A 22,858-nucleotide genomic window follows, 5' to 3' on the forward strand; every position below is an offset into this window, starting at 1 on the left:
CGTAACCCTCATCGACACACCCAAATAGCGCACCGCCCTGTTCGGAGCCATGACCACGGTCGGCATCGACGCCGTCGAGATCTGGGCGGGGAAGTGCAAACTCGACCTCCCGGGGACGTTCGCACCCGAGAAGGACGAGGACCCGGACAAGTACCGCAAGGGGCTGGGGCTGGTGAACTCCTCGTTCCCGGACGCCTACGAGGACATCGTCACGATGGGGGCCAACGCCGCCAAGCGCCTGATGGACCGCAAGGGGCTCGAACCCGACGACATCGGCCGCATCGACGTGGCGACCGAGTCCGCGTTCGACAACTCCAAGCCCGTCTCGACGTACATCGCTGGCTGTCTCGAGGACGTGTACGAGGGCGACTTCCACCACGCGAACAAGGGCGAGCGGAAGTTCGCCTGCATCGCCGGCACGCAGTCCATCGACGACGCCTACAACTGGATCAAGGCCGGGCGGAACCGCGGCCGGTCGGCGCTCGTCATCGCGACCGACACCGCCCTCTACGCCCGCGGCTCCAGCGGCGAGGCGACGCAGGGCGCCGGCGCGGTGGCGATGCTGATCACCGAGGACCCGAGCCTGGTCGAACTCTCGACCGAGCAGGGCTACGGCAGCGCCGACGAGACGGACTTCCTCAAGCCGAACCAGCAGTTCCCGAGCGTCGACGGGAAGCGCTCGATGCAGGTCTACCTCGCCCGGATGCGCGAGGCCGTGGAGGACTTCGAGTCCGTCGCGTGGGACATGCACCCCGAGGACTTCGCGTACATCCCGTTCCACACCCCGTTCCCGGGGATGGTTCGGAAGGCCGGCCTGCTCGGCTACCGACACATGATCCGGGACACCGAGATCGAAGACGAACTCGCCGAGCAGATCGGCCGCCAGCCCCGCGAGGGCGAGTACGACGACCGTGAGGCCTACGAGGAGGCGATCCGCGACTACATGGACGACCTCAAAGGCACCGAGAAGTACCGCTCGTGGTACGCCGACACCATCGAGCCGACGCTCTCGATCTCGCGTGAGGTCGGGAACTGGTACACCGGCTCGGTCCACATCGCCCGCGCCAGCGCCCTGAAACAGGCCGCCGAGGAGGACCGCGACCTGGCCGGCCAGAAGCTGCTGGTCGGCTCCTACGGCTCGGGCGCACAGGCCGAGATCCACGCCGAGACCGTCGCCGACGGCTGGGAGGCGGAGATCGAACAGCTCACCATCGACGAACAGATCGAGGACCGCTACGACCTCGGCTTCGAGGAGTACGAGCAGATCCACGACGCCCACAACCACGACATGACGGTGGACGTGGAGGAGTTCACCACGCCCGAGGAGGAGTTCGTCTTCGTCGGCCGCGGTCGGATGAACGAACGCCTCTACGAGTACGTCGATTGACATCCTCTCCGCCCTGAAGGGCGAGGATTCCCGACCGCCGTTGGGATATTGTGGTTTACGACGTGGCCTGTTCTCGCGGTGCGAAGCATCCGCTCTCTTTGTCGAACAGGTACGTTGATGGCTGTGCCAACCAGCCGTTACTCCTATCCTGTGACGGACTCGGAGATACTTTCTGCCGAATGTTCTCAGCACCGTTCACATCCGCGTTCGCCACCGTACCGCAGTCGTCGCACACGTACAACCCACGCTCAACACGGTTCGCCTTGCGGTTGCGACCACAGCGCGAACACGACTTCGACGTGTCACGCTCTGAAATTAGTTCGACTGTGATCCCTTCCATCTCGGCCTTGTAGTCGAGCATCGAAGTGAAGCGGTCGAACGCCCACGAGTGCAGGTCGAGATTGCCGTGCTTGCCCCAATTCTTCGACTCGCCGTGTTCCTCGTCTTCACGGATGCCGGAAAGGTCACCCACCACAATCGTCCCAACGCCATCATCAACACACCGTTCAACGATGTGTTTCGAGAGGGTGTGGAAGTAATGGGTGCGACGAGCAGACTTCTTCCGGTTCAACCGTTCCGCTTGGTCAGAGCTTGAGTCGTCACAGCGAGCAATCTTCTTGCTGAAGTAGTAGTCATCCTGCTTCAAGCAATTGAGCGGGTACAGTTCGCTGTGGCCGTCTTCGTAGGCGAGTGCGGCGAAGTTGTTGATACCGAGATCAACACCCACGGTCTTCTCACTGGGGGATTCACTCACTTCGATTTCGACCTTGCAAACGAAGTGAAGCTCCCACTCCTCACCCGTCCATACCGCCCGAACCTGTTGGACACTCTCCACGGCCAAGAGGTCAACATCAGGTCCGGTCTGATATTCGCAGAGGATGAAATCTGACCAATACTCCTTGAGGTTCGAGCCTTTCGAGAGTCGGACTCGGTTGTATTTGGTGTCGACTTTGAAGCCAGCAGCTTTGAACGTGACCGTGCTTCGAGGGTGTTCGTCGCCGTGTTTGCGGTACTTCGGGGGGTTGGCTCTCGTGTCTCCGTTGCGTCGTTTGCCGTACCAGCCGTTGAACGCTTCAGCGAGTTCTTGAAGGACGCGCTGACTTGACTGAGAATGTAGGTCATCATAGCGTTCGTGGGTTTTCAGGTAGGTAGTGAGTTCGTTGTGGCCGGGAATATGGCCGTTTTCCGTCCACACTCGGTCGCAGACCCACCGTCCGACGTTCCAGAGTTTCGAAGCTGAGAACCCAAGCGAATCGAGGTCGTCGGACACCTGTTGCTGGTTCCGTATGGACGCAGTGTAGGTGCGGGTGACGACCTGTTGCGCCATACGTAACCTATGTCGAGATAGTTGCTTGAAGATATGGATTCGAGCGTGGAATATCCTACCGAGCGTTTGAACGGTGGGTTGTGAAGGGTAGTGTCGGATTCATCCCCGGCCTAAAGGGCGGGGCTTTCTCCTTGACTTTCCTTGTAACTCGGCTCGCGGCGCGCGACTCCCTCCCGCTTCTACTCCGGTCGGTCTATCTCCTCGGCCGGTTCGGTTCCCGCTTTTTCGATACCCTCCGGCGACGGTGACGCCTCGTCGTCGCCGCCGGTGACCGCGTCGACGGTCAGTTCCCCGTCCTCGATCCGGACGGTCGCCTCGACCAGCGCGGCCGCGTAGGTCTTGTAGTGGTTCCCCTCGGCGTCGTACTGGGTGCGTTCGGTGAGCAGCCCCGCGGAGGTGAGGTCGTCGACGTGCCGATAGACCCGTGGGGAGCGAGGCGTCACACCGCTCAGCGACTTCTTCGACGGATCGCGGTTCCTCGTCGGTGAGTTCGAGGATGCGACGGTCGAGGTGGCCGCCGAGCAGGTCGAGGAACGTCGCCGCGGAGGGAGCCATTGAGAACGATTAGCGAGCCGCCCGGTCTAAAACGTACCGTCGGCGCTATCGGGGCAGCGTGATCGACTCGCCGTCGGCGTACACCGTCGGCTCCCGGAGGATACCGTCGAGGTGGATCGGTGCCTCCGTCTCGCCGCCGATGGAGGCGTCGTCGCCGATGGCGATGTGGACGGTTCCGGCGGCCTTCTCGTCGAGCAACACCGAGCCGACGAGTTCGTTGACGCCGACGTTGGTGCCGATGCCGAGTTCGGCGAGGTTGGTCGCGGCCATCCCGACCTCGGTGCTCGCCTCCTCCACGTCGGCACGGATCGCGTCGTCGGAGATGTGGGTGACGTGGCCGTCCTCGACTTCGAAACTGAGCTCCTGCCCGTCGGCGAGGAGGCCGTGGGGCATCATCGTGCCGTCGACGACGAACGTGCCGGTGGCGTCCGCCGGTGCGACGAACACCTCGCCCGCGGGGAGGTTCGAGAAGCTGCCGGCCTCTCGGACCATCCCGGTGTCGTCGTGCCACTCGCGCTCGCCGATGTCGAAGGTGATGTCGGTGCCGGCGGGGCTGGTGACGCGGATCTCGTCGGCGCCCTCGACCTGTTCGAGGACGTCCCGGCAGTGGCCGGCGATGGCCTCGTAGTCGGCGTCGAGGCCGGCGACCATCACGCGCTCGGTGATCCCGGGGAGGGTCGCACCGCGGGCGCCCGCGGCGCAGGCGTCCGAGCGCGCCCGGGTGTGAGAGAGGCTCCGCGTCGTTGGCGCGAGGAAGGCGTCGGCGGCCTTCATCGCCGCGGCGACCGGCTCGGGCGGCTCCTGGCCGTGCTGGTCGCCCGGCGGGTACTGGAGGAACGTCGCGTCGTCGGTTATCTCGGCGGCGACCTCGTAGAGCGCCTCGGCGATCGGACGGCGCTCGTCGTCGGTGACGATCGCGATCGACTCCTCGGCTCCGAGGTCGAGACACTGGTGGATGGCCGTCTCGGCGGCGTTTCGCAGGTCGTTCACGCTCCCGGGTTCGCCGGAGGGCAGAATAGGTCTTGCGGGGAGCGGTCGGCGCCCCGTCCCGCCATCCTCTCCACGGCGGACGGTCCGTGGTACCGATTCTCGCGTGAAGTTCATACCGTCGGAGTGCGTGGATTTGCACGTAATGTCCAATACCGTGGTCGCTCCCGAGACCGTTCGTGCCCGTGACGACGACCTCTACGTCCTCGACATCCGGCCGACGTACAGCTACGAGGAAGCCCACATCGAGGGGAGTCACAGCCTCCCGATCTACGACCAACTCAAAGGCGGGAACTTCATCGGACTCGACGTATCGGCGTCTGAACTGCCGTCGGACGCCGAAATCGCGGTGGTCTGTTTCAGCGGTTCCACCGCCGCGGTCGCCGCACAGCGACTCCGTGAACACGGCTTCGACGCCAAAGCGATGCGCGGCGGGATCAACAACTGGGAGGCACCCACCGCGGGTACCGTTGCGTCGGCGTAGACCCCTCGGGGAGTGTCGCCCGTCCGGTATTGGTCGAACTGTGCAAAACAACTAAGTTCGAGCAGTCACAAAGGGTAGGTATGGCAGAAGACCTCGACGAGATCCGCGAGAAGAAGCTCGAAGACCTGAAAGCGAAACAGTCCGGTGACGGCGCCGGTACCCCGACCTCGCCGATCCATATCGACGGGGCGGGCGACCTCCAGTCGACCGCCGACGAACACGGCGTCGTGTTGGTGGACTTCTACGCCGACTGGTGTGGCCCGTGTCAGATGCTCGAACCGGTCGTCGAGACCATCGCCGAGGAGACCGACGCCGCGGTGGCGAAAGTCGACGTGGACGCGAACCAGCAGCTCGCTGCGGAGTACGGCGTCCGCGGGGTCCCGACCCTGATCCTGTTCGCCGACGGCGAGCCGGTCGAACGACTCGTGGGCATGCAGAACGAGTCCCAGCTGCGGAGCCTGATCGCCTCCCACACCGGGGCCTGATCGGACTCCGAACCACGCTGACTCGACCGCACGCGAACGACCGCGAGTGAACCGCCGCCTACTTATCAGGAAGCGCCCCGATGAGGAGGTATGACCAAAGTCGGTGTGGTCGGCTACGGCACCATCGGGAAGCGCGTGGCTGACGCGGTTGTCGCACAGCGGGACATGGACGTGATCGGGGTCGCCAAGACCTCCCCCAACTTCGAGGCCGGGACCGCCGTCTCGAAGGGGTTCGACCTCTACGCGGCCGTCGAGGAGCGCCGTGAACTGTTCGACGAGGCGGGCATCCCCGTCGCCGGCGACCTCGACGACCTCGTGAGCGCCGCCGACGCTATCGTCGACGCCACGCCCAGCGGCATCGGCGCCCAGAACCGCGAGGTCTACGAAGCCCACGGCACCCCCGCGATCTATCAGGGCGGCGAGGACGCCGACGTGGCCGACACGTCGTTCAACGCCCGCGCGAACTACGACGACGCGGTCGGCGCCGACCACGTCCGCGTGGTCTCCTGCAACACGACCGGGCTGTCCCGACTGCTCGCGCCGCTGCGCGAGGAGTACGGCGTCGACAAGGCCCGCGTGACGCTGGTGCGCCGCGGCGGCGACCCCGGCCAGACCGGCCGCGGTCCCATCGACGACATCCTCCCCGACCCCGTCTCGCTGCCGAGCCACCACGGCCCGGACGTGAAGACCATCTTCCCCGACATCGACATCGACACGCTCGGGCTGAAGGTGCCGGCGACGCTGATGCACATGCACTCGGTCAACGTCACCCTCGAGAGCGACGTGGACGCCGACGAGGTGCGTGACCTGCTCGCCGAGGAGTCCCGACTGTTCCTGATCCCCGAGGCCGCCGGCATCGACGGCTCGGGGAAGCTCAAGGAGTTCGCCCTCGACTCCGGGCGTTCCCGGGGCGACGTGTGGGAGAACTCGATCTGGAGCGAGTCCATCGCGGTCCGGGGCAACGACCTCTACCTGTTCCAGGCGATCCACCAGGAGTCCGACGTGGTCCCCGAGAACGTGGACGCGATCCGTGCGATCACCGACTCCGCCGAACAGGCAGAGAGCATCGCTACCACCGACGAGACCCTCGGCATGGGCCTCGGTCGCGCGTTCGAGCGGTAATCAGCGCCCGTTTTCACCCTTTGGAGCCTGTACCCGAGCGAGCTATCGCGTCGCCGCCGGAACCGGGAACGGGGTCGAACGGCGCCTGAGGCAGGTCAGTTCACCCGAGCCGACGACGATCAGGGTCGAACGCTAGGCGTCGGGGCGGTGTTCCCGCAGCGTCTCGACGGCGATCAGTGGCTCACCCGTGAGCGCGCGGATGTAGGCGCCCCCGGCGATGGAGACGTGTGAGAAGTCCGCTTCTGCCAGTCCGTACATCTCGATGGCCCGCGAGGTGTCGCCGCCGCCGACGACCGAGAAGCAGTCGGTGTCGGCGATGGCTTCGAGCACGCCGACGGTGCCGTCCGCGAAGCGTTCGTCCTCGAAGACGCCGAGTGCGCCCTTTACGAACACGGCCTCGCTGTCGGCGACGATGTCGCGGTAGGCGTCGATGCTCTCGGACCCCACGTCGAGGAACGCGGTGCGCTTCTGGTCGACCTCCCAGAGTTCGACCTCCGCGCGCTCGCCGTAGGTGCCCTCGTAGGCTAAGTCGACCGGGAGGTGGATCTGATCGCCGCGGTCCTCGAGCACCGAGCGGATCAGCTCCTCGTTTCTGGCCCACTGCTCGTCGAAGCGGTCGCTGCCCCCGACGTCCTCGCCGACGGGGTGACCCGCCGCCCGGAGGAACAGTTCGCCGGCGATGCCCCCCAGACAGAACGAGTCGACCTTGTCGCCGATGGCGTCCATGACGTGGATCACGTCGGTGGCTTTGGTGCCGCCGACGGCCATCGTCACGTCCCCCTCGAACTCCCGGCTGGCGATGGCCGAGTTGGCTTCGTACTCCGTCTCCATGACGCGGCCGGCGTAGGACGGCAGGACGAACGGGAAGCCGACCAGCGAGGCGTGGCCACGGTGGGCCGCCGAGTAGGCGTCGTTGACGTACGCGTCGGCGGGTTCGGCAAGGCGTCGGACCAGCCGCGACGTGGCGTGCTCGGCGGGTTCGCAGTCGGCCAGTTCGTCCTCGGCCATCCGGACGTTGTCGAGCAACAGCACCTCGCCGGCGTCGGCGTCCTCGATCGCCTCGATGGCGGCCGACCCGCAGACGTCCTCGACGTACCGGACGGGCCGGTCGATGTGGTCGCCGAGGACGGCGGCGTGCTGGTCAAGGTGGGTGAAGTCGTCGCGGCCGGGGCGACCCTGGTGGGCCAGACAGATCACCCGGTGGCCGGCGTCGGCCAACTCCGAGACGGTGCGGGCGTGGCGCTCGAAGCGGCGGTTGTCCTGTACGGTTCCGTCCTCGATCGGGGAGTTGAGGTCGAGTCGGACGAGAACTCGGGCCTCCGAGAACCGTTCGGAGAACGCATCGAGCGTCGCGAAAGAAACCATCGTCGCGGCCTTGGACCGTAGCGCACTTCAAACTGACCGGTTCGCGCCCCGAAGCCGACCGGCTACGGCGGGTTCCCGCCACCGACAGAAGGCTTTTGACCTGCGCTAGTGTACCAGCACACATGCGTAGGGACGACCGCGAAGACCCGTTCGGGGACATCTTCGACGAAATCGAGCGGATGATGGGTGGCGGGGGCGACCCACAACAGGGCGGTACCGACAGCCACGTCGACGCCTTCGACGAGGGCGACGAACTCCGGCTTGTCGCGGACCTCCCGGGCGCGAGCAAGGACGACGTGTCCCTCCAGTGTGACGGCGAGACGCTCACCATCGAGGCCGGCGACTACCACGAGCGGGTCCGGCTCCCCTCCCGCGTCGACGAACACTCCGCGGAGGCGACGTTCAACAACGGCGTGCTCGAAGTGACCTTCGACAAACTCGACGACGCCGCGGACATCGACCTCTCCTGACGGCGCTCAGCGCTCCGCGGTTTTCTCGATCACCCCGGCCAGTCGGTCGTAAAACCCCGGCTCGTACTTCGTCGCATCGTCGACGGTCGGCCGGGCGTTGGTCTCGTTGACGACCAGTCGGTCGTCGGTCTCCAGTAGGTCGACGCCGAGGTAGTCGATGCCGAGCACGTCGGCCGCGCGCTCGGCCAGTTCGCGGGCCTCTGCGGGGAGGTCGACGCCCTCGGCGACGGCGCCGCGGTGGACGTTGTGTTTCCACTTCCCCGCCTCGGTCGCTTCTTCGGGGAGTCGGCGCTCGACGGCGCCGGCGTACTCGCCGTCGACGATCATCGCCCGGTAGTCTCGCGCGTCGGGGAGGTACTCCTGCAAGAGGTACGAGCGGTCACCGGTCGCCCGGAAGTCGTGGACCAGATCGAGGTAGTCAGTCACTCCGAGCAGCGAGTCGGGGTCGCCGACGCGGGCGACGCCGACGCCGCGGGTGGTGGAGTTGGGTTTGATCACGAGCGAGTCCGCCTCAGAGCCGCGCTGGAGCTCCTCGGCCGCGGCCGCGACGGCGTCGTCGTCGACGGGGTTGGAGACGAGCGTCGTTTCGGGGACGGGTACCCCTGCGGCCGCGAGTGCAGCGAGCACGCCGGCCTTGTTGCGCGAGGTGAGGATGGCTTCACGGTCGTTCACCCACGGGACCGAGAGCGCGGCCGAAACCGCCCCGCCCTCCATCAGCCGCGAGGGGAAGACGAGGCCGGCGTCGACGCTCGGGAGGTCCGGGTCGGTGAGCGAGAGCGTGCGTTCACTCGCCTGTAGCGCGACGACTTCGATCCCCCGCTCGGCGAGGGGTTCGCGGATCCGCTCGTAGGTCTCCTGCTGGGTGGCGACGGCGAGACGGAGCATGCCCGGTGCTACGGGCGGGTGGAGAAATAGTCGGGTGGTTCCGGAGCCGTGGACGGCTCAGCCCGAGTAGTAGTACTCGCCGGCGCGCTGCTGTTCGCGGTCCTTCTGGCTGCCGGGCTTGTTGATCCGCGGGCGGCCCGTACGCTCGTCGCGGCGGAACGTGATGTCCAGGTCCGCGAGGAAGTCGTTCATGCCGGCGCGCATCTCCTGTGGCGGCCGGGCGGTCCCGTGGTGGGCCGGTTCGCCGTCGAACACCATCAGGCGGTCCGACAGCAGGTCGATCATGTAGATGTCGTGGTCGATGACCATCGCCGTCGCGTCGTGGTTCTCGGTGTAGCGTCGGATCGCCGACGTGGCCTGCACGCGCTGTTCGACGTCGAGGTGCGCCGAGGGCTCGTCGAGGAGGTAGAGGTCGGCGTCCTCGGAGAGACACGCCGCGATGGCGACGCGCTGGCGCTCCCCGCCCGAGAGGTCATCGAGGTTCTGCTCCATGATCCGCTCCAACTGGAGCGGCTGGGCGATCTCGGTGTTCCAGTACGAGGAGCCGAAGTCGTCGGTGATCGACGAGAGGAACGCGTCGACGCGCATCGGCTGGTCGATCTCGATGTACTGGGGCTTGTAGGCGATGTCCAGTTCCGTGTCGAGTTCGCCCTCGTCGGGCGAGAGCGCGCCGGTGAACAGCTTCGCCAGCGTCGACTTCCCGATCCCGTTCGGGCCGACGACGCCCAGCACTTCCGACTCGTAGATGGTGCCGCCCTCCACGTCGAGCGAGAACTCGCCCTCGCCGTAGGACTTGTGGAGGTCGGGGTACTCGACGAGAGGCTGGCCCTTGCTCGACGTACGCGGGGCGTGCTCCTCGAAGGTGATCGACTCGGGACGGATCCGCATGTTCTCGTTGTCGAGGTAGCCGCCGAGGTACTCGTTGATCCCGTTGCGGACGGATTTGGGGTCGGTGACGACACCGTAGGCCCCCGGCTCCCCGTAGGTGATGTGGAGCGTGTCCGCCAGAAGGTCGAGAATGGCGAGGTCGTGTTCGACGACGAGCATCGAGCGGTCGCCCTCCTCGGCGAGTTCCTGGATCAGCCGTGCGGCGGTCATCCGCTGGCTGATGTCGAGGTAGGGCGTGATCTCGTCGAGGAAGTAGAAGTCGACGTCCCGAGCCAGCGTCGCCGCGAGCGCGACGCGCTGGAGCTCCCCGCCGGAGATGGAGTCGATCCGCTGATCCATGACGGGGCGGATCGAGAGTTCGTCGACGAGGTAGTCGAGTTCGCCGCGCTCGTCGGTCTGTTCGAGCAGCTCACGGACCTTCCCGTCGAACTGCTTGGGGATCTGGTCGACGTACTGGGGCTTCCGTGCGACGGCGATATCGCCGTCGATGAGCCCTTCGAGGTAGTTCTGGAGTTCGGTGCCGCGGTAGCGGTCGAGCACGGCCTCCCAGTCGGTCTCGCCCTCGTACTCGCCGAGGTTCGGGACCATCTCGCCGGCCAGCGCGTGGACGGCGGTGGACTTCCCGATCCCGTTCGGGCCAAGGATCCCGGTGACCTTCCCCGGCTCGGGGGTCGGCAGGCCGTAGAGCGCGAAGGCGTTGTCGCCGTAGCGGTGGGTCGGCTCCGCTTCGAGTTCGGCGGGGAGGTTGATGATCTCGATCGCGTCGAAGGGACACTTCTCGACGCAGATGCCGCAGGTCTCGCCCAGACAGATCTCCTCGGAGATGTGGATCTGGTCGGGGTCGCCCTCGGCGGCGTCGTCGCCCCGGAGCGTGATGCACTCCTTGCCCGTCCGGTTGGGCGGGCAGAAGTTCTGACACTCGTAGTTGCACCGGTCGGGCTGGCAGCGATCCAGGTCGACGACCGCGATACTGTCACTCGACATCAGAAGGTCACTCCGGTCGAGAGGACGACGGTGTAGCTCAGGAACCAGAGTGCGAACGTCATGAACGCGACGTAGAGGTTGTCCTTCAGGCCGAACTCCGAGATGTCGACCCCGACCGCATAGAGGATCGGATACTGGACGACGACGAACGCCGCGACCACCGCCAGCTGGTCCCGTGTCACCATCGACGCGGGGTCGATGCCGATCACCATCGCGCTCACGACGGTGGCGGCGATGCCCGCCAGACAGGCGAGTGTCGTGACGGTTACCCCGCGGATGTGGTCCGAAAGCCCGCGAGAACTCTCCGTAGCCATGCCGAAGACTCCGTGATCCGCCGACAAAAGGGGTTCGCTTGGGCCGCCGATGCTGGTCCGCGTCACCAGTCCACGAAGACTTTATCACCGTGGAGGTTTCGATTCGTAATGATGACCGATACTGATGGGGAGGGGCTCGACGACCTCCCGCCAAGTGCCAAGCTCGTGTTCAAAGTACTCGAGTACGACGGCCCGCTGACCCAGAAGGGGATCGTCGAGGAGTCGATGCTCTCCGCGCGAACCGTCCGCTACGCGCTCGAACGGCTGGAAGGGATCGGGGTCGTCGACGAGGACGTCTACTTCGCCGACGCGCGCCAGAACCTCTACCAGCTGAACCCGCCCGAGCCAGTTCAGGCCGACGGCGGCGCCGAGGCCTGCTCCGGGCAGGCCGACTGATCGCTTCGGCTCAGTACCCCTCGACCATCCGTTCGACGTACTTCGCCATCACGTCCACTTCCAAGTGGACTGGATCGCCGACGGTTTTCTCCGAGAGCGTCGTGATCTCGCGCGTCGCCGGGATGATGGCGACCTCGAAGCTCTCCGCCCCGCGCTCGGCGACGGTGAGGCTGATCCCGTCGACCGCGATCGACCCCTTCGAGACGACGTACTGACTCATCGCCTCGGGCAGCGAGAACGTGTAGCGCCAGTCCTCCCCGACCTGCTCGATGGCTTCGACGGTCGCAGTCGTGTCGACGTGACCCTGGACGACGTGGCCGTCGAAGCGGCCGTCCGCGGGGAGCGCGCGCTCGACGTTGACGGCGTCGCCGACGCCGAGTTCGCCGAGGTAGGTCTTCTCGACGGTCTCGGCGGCGAGGAACACCTCGAACCACTCCTCGTCGATATCGAACGATTCGACGGTGAGACAGACGCCGCTGACGCTGACCGACTGGCCGTGGTGGAGGTCGTCCAGCCCCGACGCCGCGACGGTGAGCCGTCGCCCGTCCTCGGTCTCGCTTACGTCCGTGATCTCGCCCGTCCGCTCGACGATGCCGGTGAACACGCCCGCTCCTCCGCGGCGGCGTCTCAAGAGCGTTTCCACTCCCGAATCCGTGACGCCGGGAGGGTTTTGCCCCCCGACCGCCTACGGGGGAGCGATGCGACTCGGTTTGCTGGAGACCGTCGGCATGGCGGCCAGCCTCGTGTTCGCGATTCCGTTGGGGATCTACGCCCTCGAGCGACTGCTCGGCGGCGAGACGCTGTTCGGTGCCGCCTTCCTCGCCGTCGCGGTGCTGATGGTGCTGCTCCCACGGTACCTGACGACCCCCGGCGACCTCCCCGGGAAGGTCGTCGAGCGCGCCGTCGGAGGCGTCGTCGCCGAGCCCGAGGAGGAAGAGGAGGAGTAGGCCGGCGACCGGCCGGCCGTTCGTCAGCACCGACCGGCCCGACAGCCGGATCGACGACGACACGACAGGCTCTCTGGGCGCGTTCTCCGTGAAAAGATCCAGTGGGGCTACTCGGCGTTGACCGGCGTGAACCGGACCGGATAGCTCGCCAGTCGCTCGTACCCGTCCTCGGTGACGGCGACGAGGTCCTCGATGCGAACGCCGCCGATGTCGGGGTCGTAGACGCCCGGCTCGATCGTGACGACGTTGCCGGCCTGAAGCGGAGTGTCCGCACGCAGCGACGGCCCCTCGTGGAGGCTCACCCCGACGCCGTGGCCGACGCCGTGGGTGAAACCCACCTCCGAGGAGTCGATCCGGAAGCCGTGAGCGGTGAGTTCGGCGGCCGCTTCCTCGTGGACCGTCCCGGCCGTGGCGCCCGCCTCGACGTTCGTGAGCGCCTCCTCGTGGGCGGCCTCGACGGCGACGAACGCACGACGCTCCCAGCCGCCGTCGCTGCCGACGACGAACGTTCTGGTGAGGTCGCCGTAGTAGCCGTGTGGCCCACGGGGGGAGATGTCGAGGAGGACCGTCTCGCCCGGCGCGATGTGGTCGATCCCGGTGTAGTGGAGGTCCGCCGCGGTCGATCCGGAACCGATGACGGTGTTGCCGGCACTCCGGATGCCGTGGCTGGCCATCTCGGCGTCGACCTCGCGGCGGAGGATCTCGGTGGTGAGCGGTTCGCCCTCGAACAGCAGGTCGTCGCCGTCAGGTTCGGCGGCCGCGAGGACGGCCTCGGCTCGGGCCATCCCGCGGCAGGTGACCGCCTGCACGCGGCTGAGACAGGCCAGTTCGGCCTCGGTTTTCGTCAGGCGCGCGTCGTCGACGGCCGTCGTCGAAGAGAGTTCGTAGCCGGCGTTTTCGAGGTAGAGCGCGGCGTCGTGGGGGATGTCCGCGGGTGTGAGCACGGTGTCCGAGTCGGCGTCGGCGAGGTCGTCGAGCACGTTCGCCGCGCGGCGGCCGGCGGGGCCGCGCTGGCCCTCCGTCCGGACCTCGCGGGCGACGCCGTCGTCCGGCGCGGCGTCGACGAACTCCGTCTCGGCCTGTTCGTCGAACAGCCCCGGCGCGGTGAGGGCCGCACGGTCGGCGGTCACGACGACCGCGTAGTCACGGTCCGGCCCGCCGAACCGCGAGAGGTACCGAACGTCGTCGGCGAAGCGGTCGCCGACGGCGACGAACCCCGCGGCGCCGGCGTCCTCGACTGCGTCGGCAATCGGCGAGAGGTCAGTCTGTGGGGGTTCCGGATGGTCCGCGGCGACCTCGGGTGCGCCCGGCGCCAGCCCGCTCATGGCTCGGGTTCGGGGGTGTCGAGTTCCTCCTGTACCTCCGCGATCAGCTCCCCGGGCGGGTCCTCGCGAAGTTCGTCGAACAGGAGCACGCTGATCGGCAGCGTCGGCGCTCCCGTGACGAGGTTCTCCATGAGGACGAGGCGCTCGCGAGCACGGGACATCCCGACGTAGAACACACGGCGCTCGTTGTCGGTCAGGATCGGCACGGGGTCGGTGTTCTTGGTGAACTCCTCGTCGCCCGGCGTCTCCAGCCCCTGCTGGTCGGCCTGTGCGGCCATCTGCTCGACGACCTTCTCGGTCAGGTCGGTCGCCACGAACACGTGGTCGGCCTCACGACCCTTCGAGGAGTGGATGGTGCCGACGCGGACGCGGTCGGGATCCATCCCGCGGTAGTCGCCCTCGAAGTACGCCTTCATCGACTTGCGCTGGAAGGAGGTGATCTTCCGGGCCATGTCGGCGGCGCTGCGGGGGCCGGGCATGAACGGCACGGCGTCCTCGACGGCGTCGGGGGCGACCGGGATCTCCGCGAGGTCGTCGGTCGCGGCCTGCTCCTCCAGATCGTCGATCAGGTCGTAGAGGTCGTCGCGCTCGCCGCTACCGAACGCCGAGTCCTGCAGGATGTCCGCCAGCCGTCGGGCCTGGAGCGCCGTGAGGCGCTCGCCCTGGGAGACGGACTCGATCGCTCGGACGTAGTCGGTCAGTCGGTCGGTCCAGAGCCGCTGGTCGGTGAGTGAGGAGAACGGCATCCCCTCGCCGATGAACTCGTCGACGAAGTCGAACATCTGGTAGCGCGCCCGGAACAGCAGCATGACGCTGCCGTCGCCGTCCTCGCGGGCGTTCTCCTGTTCGATCGTGTGACGGACGTTCCGGACCAGTTCGAGCATCGACGGCGACTCGGCGGCCTCGACGGCGCCGCCCTCCTTGCGGGGCCGGAGGTCCTTCTCCTGTCGCTTGTCGATGTGGCGGATCTCCTTGTTGACGACGTTGAGCACGCGCGAGGGCAGTCGGTAGGAGTTGGGCAGCACCACGTCCTCGTCGACGTCCTCGTCGAGCAGCAGGTCCGGGTCGGCGCCCTGCCACGCGTAGACGACCTGGTCGTCGTCGCCGGCGATGAGGGACTTCTTCAGGTGGGGTTTCCACTCCTCGTAGACCCGGGACTGCAGCGTCGTGATGTCCTGGAACTCGTCAATGATGAGGTAGTCGACACCGGGCTGGAGCGAGCGCTGGGCGACCCGTTCGAGCATGTCCGCGAAGCCGATGATCCCCTGTTCGCCCTTGTAGTTGCGCCAGCCACGGATCGCCTCGGGCACGTCGAGGCGGTCGTCGTCGGAGGACCACGTCGGGGTGTACTTGTTCCCCTCCTGGGCGTTGGGGTCGATCTCCGGCGGGAGCCGCACCTCCTCCACGTCCCACTTGAACGGGACGTCGTACCAGTCGGCAACGTCGCGGTCGGTCCGCTGGAGCCACTGGGAGGTCGCGATCACCTTGTTCCCGAGCGTCGTCGACCGGGCGGTCCGCCGGCCGGCGCCGGACTTCTCGTCCTCGAACTCGATGCCGAAGTCCTCACAGAACTCCTCCTTGTCGCTCTCGCCGACGACGTCGCCCCGCGAGAGGTCGAGCAGTTCGTAGGCCTTCGCGTGCATCGTCGCGACGTTGCCCTGCAGCGCTCGGGGGGTCGTGTCGAGGCGCTCGGCGAGGCGTTCGCGGATCTCCGCGGCGGCCGCGCGAGTGTAGGAGACGACGAGCACGTCGCGGACGGTCACGTCCGGTTCCTCGAGCAGTTCTTCGACTCGGTCGAGGAGCGCGGTCGTCTTCCCGCTCCCGGGCCCACCGAACAGGCGCGTCACGTGGGCGTCCGTTTCGGTCATTACCGGTGACAAGGCCCGGTCGACAATAAGGAGGAGGGTTCAGCGGACGCTGGACGGACGGCTCAGTACGTCAGGAAGGGTAGGGGGACGACGCGGACGGGCTACGGCCGCCACCCGCAGACCGAACACTCCATCGCGGCGGACTCGTGAAGTCCGCCGCAGTCCGGACACTGTTTCTTGTTATATGACTCCTCCCAGCCCGGCGCCTCCGTCTCGTGGCCCCGGTCTTCGAGGAACTCGTCGAACAGTTCGTCGGCGGAGTGCTGCTCTGACGTCGCCATGCATGCCACAGTATGCCACACTACTAGGTAAATCTTGTGCCCCCATGCCACACTACTTATCCACATGGCCGGACCCCCTCCGTGGGCGCCGACGAACGTCGACGCTGTCGGGTGGTTCTTCCCGAACGGCGCCGCCGCTCCGGGGTCGTTGCTCGTCCGAAAGAAAGCCGCGAACCGCGCCGATTACCGCTTAGTTCCCGCGTCGGTTCGCCACGAAGGCCGCGCCGATCAGGGCGAGGACCGTCAGGGCGAGGCCGAAGCCGGGGCCGCTGGTCTCGGTCTCGTCCGAGGAGTTGCTGCTGTCGGAGGAGTCACTGTCGTCGGACGAGTCGCTGTCGTCCGGCGCGTCAGTCTCGTCCATCGAGTTGCTGCCGTCGTCGGAGGAGGCGGTCTCGGTCGGCTCCTCGGTGGAGTCGTCCATCGGCTCCTCGGTGGCCGTGTCGGTCGGCGCCTCGGTCATCGTCTCGGTCGGCGTCGCCGTCTCGGTCTCGTCGGACGAGGACGTGCTCTCCTCGATGGTCAGGGTCGCGTCACCGTCGCCCCCGCTGCTCTGGGGGTTGATGTCGAGGTTGACCTGGTAGTCGCCCGCGGCGGGGTTCTCGACAGTCTCGATCTGGACGACGACCTCGTCGCCAGTGTTGAGGCTGTAGGAGCCGCCGAACTTGAGCGTCAGCGTGCCGCCGTTGTTGCTGTGCTGGACGGAGTCCATGTCGTCGGACACGTCCTGGTCGATGGCGGCGCCGGAGCTGTCGTCACCCTCGTCGATCCCGACGGCGACGACGTCCTCGACGCCGACGTTGCTCACGTTCATCCCGGCGTTGGAGTAGTCGAGCGTGAAGCCGTTGAGCGAGCCCGTGGAGGTGTTACCCACCGTCAGCGTCGCGGTGTGAGTCGACGTTTCCTCGGGCGCCGCGGACGACGCGCTGATCGAGGGGTTCGATGCGGCGGCGACGGAACCGACGACGGCGCCGAGCGCGACGATCGCGACAAGCGCCAGTGTTCGGAGTTTCGTGTTCATAGTTACTGGACGGGCACCCCACATCCCGGACTGCCCGCTTATTGTGACCAGACTCGAGCCACACGGATAACGGCTGGGGCCACGGTTCAGGTACCTGTCGTGAAACCGGCGTCCTCGGGGGCTGAGTCGTGTGAATCGCTCACGCGAGTCGTGCGACGAATCGGCACGAGCCGGCAGGGTTTTGCGCCGACCGGCCGACCCGAGGGCTATGGCCGGACGCTACTACGAGGAGTTCGAGGTCGGCGAGACCATCGAGCACGCGAAGCGCCGCACCGTCTCCGAAGCGGACAACCAGTCGTTCTGCGACATGACGATGAACCAGCAGCCCCTCCACCTCGACGCCGAGTTCGCCGCCGACACCCAGTTCGGCGGCCGGTTGGTCAACGGCCTCTACACGATGTCGCTGGCGGTCGGGCTCTCGATCCCCGACACCACCGACGGCACCATCGTCGCCAACCTCAGCTACGACAACGTCGAGCACCCCAACCCGGTCTACCACGGCGACACGCTCTACGCCCGGTCGACGGTCACCGACAAGCGCGAGACCAGCGACGGCGAGCGCGGCGTCGTCACCATGCACGTCGAGGCCTACAAGGTGAGTGAGGACGGCGACGGCCCGGACGGCGACACGCTCGTCTGTGAGTTCGACCGCACCGCGCTGAGCCTGAAACGCGAGCACGCCGAGTGAGGCGTCGATGGACCCGGTAACCGCGACGCTCCGGCGCTGGCTCGCGCCCGTCGTCGAGCGTACCGACACCGCGGCCGTCGCCCGCCTTGGCCTCGGGTCGATGCTCGTGCTCGCGGGGGTCCACAAGCTGCTCGACCCGGGCGCGTGGGCGCTCTACGTCACGGACTGGCTGGCGCCGTGGCTGCTCGTGAGCCCGACGACGTTCATGCTCCTGAACGGTCCGCCGGAGGTTCTGGTCGGCGTCCTCCTGCTGGTCGACCGCTACGTCGCGCCCGCGACGGCCGTCGCGGCCGTCTCGCTCCCGGCGACGGTGGCCTACCTCGCGGTCGTCGCCGTCATCGACGGCGCGTTCGTCGACGTGCTGATCCGGGACGTGGGGCTGACCGCGCTCGCGTGGGTCGTGTTGCTCGACACGCTGGCGGACTAGCTCACCGAGAGGATCGTCACCGCGTTGATCCCGACGGCCGCCCACGAGGGGAGCGCCAGCCCGAGCGGGACGAAGTAGCGGTGGCGGTGTGCGTTGCCGTCGAGGTGGGGAAGCAGCCGCCACGCGAGGTAGCCGACGGCGAGCGCGAACCCCTTGAGCAACAGCCCCGCACGGAGGAGGCCGAACTCGTCGATGAACACGCGGGCGACGTGGTTCCGTTCGGCGAGCCCGATCGAGAGCCCGACGCCCGTGAGGGCGATGTCGAGGACCATCGCGAGCGCGGCGAGCACCCACAGCGTCCGTGTACGCGCGTCCATCCAGCGGTGGTACGACGCGGTCGATCGCTCGGTGTCCGGCGGCGGGGGGAGGTGACCGTCGACCATCGTTCGGTCGAGCGGTCGGCGTCCCCCGAGAAGAGTACCCGCCGGCTATCGCGGTTAGCCGGCGGGAAACGTCGGAACCGCTTACAGGACGGTGCCGTGTTTCTTGTCGGGCAGCTCCTTCTGTACGTCCTGGTAGAACGCGAAGCGGTTGACCAGCTCCTGTCGGAGCGTCGAGGGGGGCACCACGTCGTCGATGACGACCTCGCTGGCCATCCGGTGCACGTCGATGTCCTGTCGGTACTCCTCACGGAGTTCCTGCTCGCGCGCGGCGCGCTCCTCGGGGTCGTCGATCTCGTCGAGCTTCCGGGCGTAGACGGCGTTGATCGCCGCCTCGGGCCCCATGATCGCGATCTCGCCGGAGGGGAGCCCGATCACGCTCTCGGGGTCGTAGGCCGGGCCGCCCATCGCGTAGATGCCGGCGCCGTAGGCCTTGCGCACGACGACGGTCTGTTTGGGCACCGTCGCCGAGGAGGTGGCGTAGATCATCTTCTTACCCTTCTCGAGGATGGCGTCCTTCTCGACGCCGGAGCCGGCCATGAAGCCGGGCGTGTCACAGAGGTAGAGCAGCGGGATCTCGTAGGCGTCGCAGGTCCAGATGAACTCCGCGGCCTTCTCGGCGGCGTCGGGGAAGATCGCGCCCGAGCGGTGGTTGGGCTGGTTGGCGACGATCCCGACCGGTCGGCCGTCGATCTTTCCGAAGGCGGTGACGATCTCCTTCCCGTACTCGGGCTTGGTCTCGAACACGGACTCGGCGTCGCAGATCCGGTCGAGCAGGTCGTGAACGTCGTAGGCCTTGTTGGGGTTCTCCGGGACGACCTCGTCGATCCCCTCGGGGGAGAACTTGGGGTTCTCCGGCTCCGAGCGCGGCGGCTTCTCGCCGGCCTTGTCCGGGAGGTACTCCATCAGCTTCGCGGCGTACTCGCGGGCCTGCCGTTCGTCCTTCGCGACGAGGTCGGCGCTGCCGGAGTGTTTGGCGTGGACGGCGGGGCCGCCGAGGTCCTGCATCTCGATCTCCTCGCCGGTCACCATCTTCACCATCCGCGGGGAGGCGATGGCCATCGCGGACATCCCCTCGACCATGATCGTGAAGTCCGCGAAGACGGGCGTGTACGCCGCGCCGGCGATACAGGGCCCGTAGAGCACGCAGATCTGCGGGACGTAGCCCGAGAGCATCGAGTGGTTGTAGTAGTACTTCCCGATCCCCTCGCGGTTGGCGAAGAAGCCGCTCTGCTGGTCGATCCGGCCCCCGGAGGAGTCCATCAGGTAGAGCACCGGGTTCCCGGACTTGAGCGCGCGCTGCTGCATCCGGAGGAACTTCTCGACGCCGCGGCCGGCCATCGACCCCGCCTTGACGGTGAAGTCGTTGGCCATCCAGTGAACGTCGCGGTCCTGAAACGTCGCCGCGCCGGTGAGCAGGCCGTCGCCGGGCAGGCGCGTTCCCTCGTCGTACTCCTCGACCTCGGGGGAGTCCGGGTGCCACTCGTCGAAGGCGGCGAACTTCCCGTCCTCGAACTGGATCCCGTCGGCGGCGCCCTCGCGGTCGGCGTCGCCGGGGCCACCGTCGCCGTCCTCGCCGAACCAGAGGTCCAGCCGGTCGCGGACGAACAGTTTGCCCTGCTCGGGGAGCCGTTCCTTGTACTTCTCGGGGCCGCCGCCGAGGATCTCCTCGATCTCCTCGCGCAGGCGTTCCTCGCGCTCGGTGGGGCCGAGGTCGTCGTCGAGGGGGTACTCCGTCTCCGGGGCCGCGGCCGTCGCCGCGGGTTCGTCGGCGTCGCCGACCAGCACCTCGATGTCGACGCCGAGATGTTCGGCCAGCGCGGCGGCGACCGCCGACGCTTCGTCGTCGGTGGCGCCGTCGCCGATGCGGACGTGCATGGGGGAGCCGTCGGCCGAACGGGGCAAAAAGGGTCCGAAAGTGCGGCCGGCGTCCTCGGGTCGGTCTCAGTAGCCGCTGTCGTTCCCCTCCGGTAGCAGGTCGTGGGCGGCCTCCAGCTTGAGCCGGAGCTCCGTGTGGGGGTCGTCGTCGCGCTCGAGCTTGCGTATGTACGTCTCGATCGCCTCCCTGAGCTCCCGGACGTTCTCCTCCCACCACGAGCCGTCACGCTTCCCGTCTGGCTCCTCCAGCAGCGGCAGCGTCGACTCTTCGTCCTCGTCGTCGAACTCCGACGCGAGCGACTGCCGGGCGTCGCGGACCTTCTCGTTGACCTTCTCGACCATCGAGCCGTCGTCGTTCCGAGTCATCTCGGCTGTCCGTTCGACGGCTGCGGGAAAACCGGTTGTGGCCGGGACGCGTCGATCGCGTCGATCTGTCCGCTACTCCTCGCCGTAGTCGTAGAAGCCGCGGCCGGTCTTCTTCCCGAGGTCGCCGGCTTCGACCTTCCGCTTGAGCAGGTAGGCGGGCGTGTAGCGGTCGCCGAGTTCCTCGTGGAGTGTCTCGCTGGCGTGGAGACACACGTCGAGGCCGATGTGGTCGGCCAGTTCGAGCGGGCCCATCGGGACGTTCGTGCCCAGCGTCATCCCGCGGTCGATGTCCTCCTTCTCGGCGACGCCCTCGTCGAAGGCCCGGACGCCCTCGTTGATCCACGGCATGAGGATGCGGTTCGTGACGAATCCGGGCTTGTCGTCGGACTCCCACGTCTCCTTCCCGAGGTCCTCGGCGAAAGCGTGAGCCAGTTCGGTGGACTCGTCGGCGGTGCGCTCGCCGGTGACGATCTCGACGCCGGCCATGATCGGGACGGGGTTCATGAAGTGCAGGCCGACGACGGCGTCGGCGCGCTCGGTCGCGCTCGCGATGGTCGTGATCGAGAGCGTCGAGGTGTTGGTCGCGAGCAGCGTCCCCTCGTCGAGGGCGTCGTCGAGGTCCGCGAAGATCGACTGCTTGAGCTCCATGTCCTCCGGGGCGGCCTCGACGACGATCTCGGCGTCGGCGAGGTCCGCGAGGTCGGTCGTGCCCGTGATTCGGTCCTCGGCGGCGGCGGCCTCGTCCTCGGTGAGGTCGTCCCGGGCGACGAGCCGCGAGAGCGAGTCTTCGATGGTGTCGAAGCCGCGGTCGAGGAACGACTGTTCGATGTCCCGCATCACCACGTCGTAGCCCGCCGTGGCGGCGACCTGTGCGATACCCGCGCCCATCGTCCCGGCGCCGACGACGCCGACGGTCTCCACGTCTTCCAGTGCGTGCATGGTCGGCGCTCGGCCCGGGAGCACTGTAAGGATAGCGACAACCGCCCGACGGCGCGACCCTCGTTCGGGGGCAGGGATTCGGCAGTTAGGAGGCCTCTTACTGCCGTAAAGCGCCGTTAGGCACACACAAACCTTCAAGTGTCTTTGGCCACGAGACTAACGTAGATCCGTGACCCGTCTGCTAGAACACCTCATGGCCGATGTCGACGGAACCGAGCGTCGAGCGGTCGCCGACCCGACCGACCTGAAGTACGTCGGGCCGGCGACGGCGACGGCGATCGAGGGGGCCGAGTTCTCCGGGCAGGCGGTCGCCGACAAGGAGGTCTCCTACCGGATGCTGCTCGAGGCCGGGATCAACCCCGGCGTCGCGGCGAAGATCCGCCGGCACCACTCGCTGGCGTGGTCGTTCAACAACGACGGGGATCTGGACCGGCGGTCCACGCAGGTCCGCGGCCTGCAGGACGAGGAGGCCGCGTGGGTGGCCTCGAGCGGGATCGGCGAGACCGACGACCCCGACGAGAGCGCCGAAACCGCCGAACCCTCCCCAGCCTCTGCGGAAGACAGTTCCGACGACCGAACCGAGGACGAGGAGGCGGCGTGGATCGCCGACGCCACCGACCGTGAGGACCTCTCCATCGAGCGCATCTACGACGGCACGGCCGACGACGGCGCGGTCGACGAGGACGGGGAAGCGGCGTGGGTCGCCGACGCGACGGCCGAGGCCGACGACGCCCCCTCGGCGACTGCCGACGGGAGCGGCGACCCGCTGGCCGCCGAGGCCGCGTGGCGCGAGCGATCCAAGCCCACCCCGCTGACCGAACTCTCGGGGATCGGCGCGGAAGCCGCCGACCAGCTCGCCGAAGCCGGCGTCACGTCGGTTCGGTCGCTCGCGACCGCCAGCCCGGAACTCCTCTCGGACGTGACCGGAATCGACGAGCAGCGACTCCGCCGCTGGCACCGCGAGGCCAGCGAGATGGCCGACTGATACGGAAGTCCCCCGTCGCGAAGGCTTTATACTCGCAGAATCAGCATCGATAGATAGATGCACAACGCCGAGGACGCGGTCCGGGGGCTCGGCAGCACGGGAGTGAC

General features: G+C 67.4%; 26 protein-coding genes. 10 read left to right on the forward strand and 16 right to left on the reverse strand.

Features of this window, described 5'->3' with window-relative positions:
* Nucleotides 1–49: 49 nt before the first annotated feature.
* On the forward strand, nt 50–1,387 hold the full coding sequence (gene hmgB, locus NO998_RS04475) for a hydroxymethylglutaryl-CoA synthase (RefSeq protein WP_267645866.1): 1,338 nt from the start codon (nt 50–52) through the stop codon (nt 1,385–1,387).
* A gap of 55 nt (nt 1,388–1,442) precedes the next feature.
* Here hmgB and NO998_RS04480 read toward each other — a convergent pair whose 3' ends face one another.
* The 3 genes from NO998_RS04480 to NO998_RS04490 all read right to left on the reverse strand — a co-directional run bounded on the left by NO998_RS04480 (nt 1,443) and on the right by NO998_RS04490 (nt 4,259).
* Complete coding sequence (locus NO998_RS04480) at nt 1,443–2,714, reverse strand: RNA-guided endonuclease InsQ/TnpB family protein (RefSeq protein WP_267645867.1); 1,272 nt, start codon at nt 2,712–2,714, stop codon at nt 1,443–1,445.
* 179 nt (nt 2,715–2,893) lie between these two features.
* The gene (locus NO998_RS04485; RefSeq protein WP_267645868.1) at nt 2,894–3,157 is read right to left on the reverse strand and encodes a hypothetical protein; all 264 of its coding nucleotides are present in this window, start codon (nt 3,155–3,157) and stop codon (nt 2,894–2,896) included.
* A 157-nt stretch (nt 3,158–3,314) separates the two neighbouring features.
* Nucleotides 3,315–4,259: an aminopeptidase gene (locus NO998_RS04490; RefSeq protein WP_267645869.1), complete on the reverse strand. Its 945-nt coding sequence runs from the start codon at nt 4,257–4,259 to the stop codon at nt 3,315–3,317.
* A gap of 142 nt (nt 4,260–4,401) precedes the next feature.
* Here NO998_RS04490 and NO998_RS04495 point away from each other — a divergent pair, with 142 nt between their 5' ends.
* The 3 genes from NO998_RS04495 (at nt 4,402) to NO998_RS04505 (ending at nt 6,347) form a co-directional block, all read left to right on the forward strand.
* Entirely contained in the window at nt 4,402–4,740 is a 339-nt protein-coding gene (locus tag NO998_RS04495) for a rhodanese-like domain-containing protein (protein WP_267645870.1), read from the forward strand.
* Between the two features lie 80 nt (nt 4,741–4,820).
* A complete protein-coding gene (trxA, locus tag NO998_RS04500; protein WP_267645871.1) occupies nt 4,821–5,225 on the forward strand; it encodes a thioredoxin in 405 nt (134 codons plus the stop codon).
* A gap of 90 nt (nt 5,226–5,315) precedes the next feature.
* A complete protein-coding gene (locus NO998_RS04505) occupies nt 5,316–6,347 on the forward strand; it encodes a type II glyceraldehyde-3-phosphate dehydrogenase (protein ID WP_267645872.1) in 1,032 nt (343 codons plus the stop codon).
* 132 nt (nt 6,348–6,479) lie between these two features.
* Here the strand turns inward: NO998_RS04505 and NO998_RS04510 are convergent, their stop codons facing one another.
* Entirely contained in the window at nt 6,480–7,712 is a 1,233-nt protein-coding gene (locus tag NO998_RS04510; protein ID WP_267645873.1) for a phosphoglycerate kinase, read from the reverse strand.
* A 122-nt stretch (nt 7,713–7,834) separates the two neighbouring features.
* Between NO998_RS04510 and NO998_RS04515 the strand changes: the two genes are divergently transcribed.
* Nucleotides 7,835–8,182: an Hsp20/alpha crystallin family protein gene (locus NO998_RS04515; protein WP_267645874.1), complete on the forward strand. Its 348-nt coding sequence runs from the start codon at nt 7,835–7,837 to the stop codon at nt 8,180–8,182.
* 6 nt (nt 8,183–8,188) lie between these two features.
* Here the strand turns inward: NO998_RS04515 and NO998_RS04520 are convergent, their stop codons facing one another.
* From NO998_RS04520 to NO998_RS04530, 3 genes are read right to left on the reverse strand one after another with little or no spacing between them, the layout of a single operon-like run.
* Nucleotides 8,189–9,067 carry an ATP-grasp domain-containing protein gene (locus tag NO998_RS04520; RefSeq protein WP_267645875.1) on the reverse strand — a complete coding sequence of 293 codons (879 nt, stop codon included), beginning with the start codon at nt 9,065–9,067 and terminating at the stop codon, nt 8,189–8,191.
* A gap of 57 nt (nt 9,068–9,124) precedes the next feature.
* Nucleotides 9,125–10,939 (reverse strand): ribosome biogenesis/translation initiation ATPase RLI, encoded by a 1,815-nt coding sequence (locus tag NO998_RS04525; RefSeq protein ID WP_267645876.1) that lies wholly within the window; start codon nt 10,937–10,939, stop codon nt 9,125–9,127.
* Complete coding sequence (locus NO998_RS04530) at nt 10,939–11,253, reverse strand: EMC6-like membrane protein (RefSeq protein WP_267645878.1); 315 nt, start codon at nt 11,251–11,253, stop codon at nt 10,939–10,941. Before NO998_RS04530 ends, NO998_RS04525 begins: the two co-directional genes overlap by 1 nt.
* A gap of 111 nt (nt 11,254–11,364) precedes the next feature.
* On the opposite strand from NO998_RS04530, the gene NO998_RS04535 reads away from it, so the two are divergent.
* Entirely contained in the window at nt 11,365–11,649 is a 285-nt protein-coding gene (locus NO998_RS04535; protein ID WP_267647184.1) for a helix-turn-helix domain-containing protein, read from the forward strand.
* Nucleotides 11,650–11,659: 10 nt separating this feature from the next.
* Here the strand turns inward: NO998_RS04535 and NO998_RS04540 are convergent, their stop codons facing one another.
* Complete coding sequence (locus NO998_RS04540) at nt 11,660–12,253, reverse strand: riboflavin synthase (RefSeq protein WP_267645879.1); 594 nt, start codon at nt 12,251–12,253, stop codon at nt 11,660–11,662.
* A 94-nt stretch (nt 12,254–12,347) separates the two neighbouring features.
* On the opposite strand from NO998_RS04540, the gene NO998_RS04545 reads away from it, so the two are divergent.
* Nucleotides 12,348–12,596: a DUF7533 family protein gene (locus NO998_RS04545; RefSeq protein WP_267645880.1), complete on the forward strand. Its 249-nt coding sequence runs from the start codon at nt 12,348–12,350 to the stop codon at nt 12,594–12,596.
* Nucleotides 12,597–12,703: 107 nt separating this feature from the next.
* Here NO998_RS04545 and NO998_RS04550 read toward each other — a convergent pair whose 3' ends face one another.
* The 4 genes from NO998_RS04550 to NO998_RS04565 all read right to left on the reverse strand — a co-directional run bounded on the left by NO998_RS04550 (nt 12,704) and on the right by NO998_RS04565 (nt 17,088).
* Nucleotides 12,704–13,921, reverse strand: coding sequence for a M24 family metallopeptidase (locus NO998_RS04550; RefSeq protein ID WP_267645881.1), 1,218 nt, complete (start codon nt 13,919–13,921; stop codon nt 12,704–12,706).
* On the reverse strand, nt 13,918–15,789 hold the full coding sequence (locus NO998_RS04555) for a UvrD-helicase domain-containing protein (RefSeq protein ID WP_267645882.1): 1,872 nt from the start codon (nt 15,787–15,789) through the stop codon (nt 13,918–13,920). The genes NO998_RS04550 and NO998_RS04555 overlap by 4 nt, the downstream gene beginning before the upstream one ends.
* Before the next feature lie 101 nt (nt 15,790–15,890).
* Nucleotides 15,891–16,070, reverse strand: coding sequence for an HVO_0416 family zinc finger protein (locus NO998_RS04560; RefSeq protein ID WP_267645883.1), 180 nt, complete (start codon nt 16,068–16,070; stop codon nt 15,891–15,893).
* 190 nt (nt 16,071–16,260) lie between these two features.
* Nucleotides 16,261–17,088 (reverse strand): PGF-CTERM sorting domain-containing protein, encoded by an 828-nt coding sequence (locus tag NO998_RS04565; RefSeq protein ID WP_267645884.1) that lies wholly within the window; start codon nt 17,086–17,088, stop codon nt 16,261–16,263.
* Nucleotides 17,089–17,296: 208 nt separating this feature from the next.
* Here NO998_RS04565 and NO998_RS04570 point away from each other — a divergent pair, with 208 nt between their 5' ends.
* Both NO998_RS04570 and NO998_RS04575 read left to right on the forward strand, forming a co-directional pair.
* Nucleotides 17,297–17,776 (forward strand): MaoC family dehydratase, encoded by a 480-nt coding sequence (locus NO998_RS04570; protein WP_267645885.1) that lies wholly within the window; start codon nt 17,297–17,299, stop codon nt 17,774–17,776.
* 7 nt (nt 17,777–17,783) lie between these two features.
* Nucleotides 17,784–18,203 (forward strand): DoxX family membrane protein, encoded by a 420-nt coding sequence (locus tag NO998_RS04575; protein WP_267645886.1) that lies wholly within the window; start codon nt 17,784–17,786, stop codon nt 18,201–18,203.
* Here NO998_RS04575 and NO998_RS04580 read toward each other — a convergent pair.
* The 4 genes from NO998_RS04580 to NO998_RS04595 all read right to left on the reverse strand — a co-directional run bounded on the left by NO998_RS04580 (nt 18,200) and on the right by NO998_RS04595 (nt 21,766).
* Entirely contained in the window at nt 18,200–18,586 is a 387-nt protein-coding gene (locus tag NO998_RS04580; RefSeq protein ID WP_267645887.1) for a hypothetical protein, read from the reverse strand. The genes NO998_RS04575 and NO998_RS04580 overlap by 4 nt on opposite strands.
* An 81-nt stretch (nt 18,587–18,667) precedes the next feature.
* The gene (locus tag NO998_RS04585) at nt 18,668–20,461 is read right to left on the reverse strand and encodes an acyl-CoA carboxylase subunit beta (protein ID WP_267645888.1); all 1,794 of its coding nucleotides are present in this window, start codon (nt 20,459–20,461) and stop codon (nt 18,668–18,670) included.
* Nucleotides 20,462–20,527: 66 nt separating this feature from the next.
* On the reverse strand, nt 20,528–20,827 hold the full coding sequence (locus tag NO998_RS04590) for a hypothetical protein (RefSeq protein ID WP_267645889.1): 300 nt from the start codon (nt 20,825–20,827) through the stop codon (nt 20,528–20,530).
* Between the two features lie 72 nt (nt 20,828–20,899).
* Entirely contained in the window at nt 20,900–21,766 is an 867-nt protein-coding gene (locus tag NO998_RS04595; RefSeq protein WP_267645890.1) for a 3-hydroxyacyl-CoA dehydrogenase family protein, read from the reverse strand.
* 169 nt (nt 21,767–21,935) lie between these two features.
* Here NO998_RS04595 and NO998_RS04600 point away from each other — a divergent pair, with 169 nt between their 5' ends.
* Complete coding sequence (locus tag NO998_RS04600; RefSeq protein WP_267645891.1) at nt 21,936–22,751, forward strand: DUF7409 domain-containing protein; 816 nt, start codon at nt 21,936–21,938, stop codon at nt 22,749–22,751.
* The last annotated feature ends 107 nt before the right edge of the window (nt 22,752–22,858 follow it).

It is taken from the genome of Halolamina litorea, assembly GCF_026616205.1.
Classification (GTDB): domain Archaea; phylum Halobacteriota; class Halobacteria; order Halobacteriales; family Haloferacaceae; genus Halolamina; species Halolamina litorea.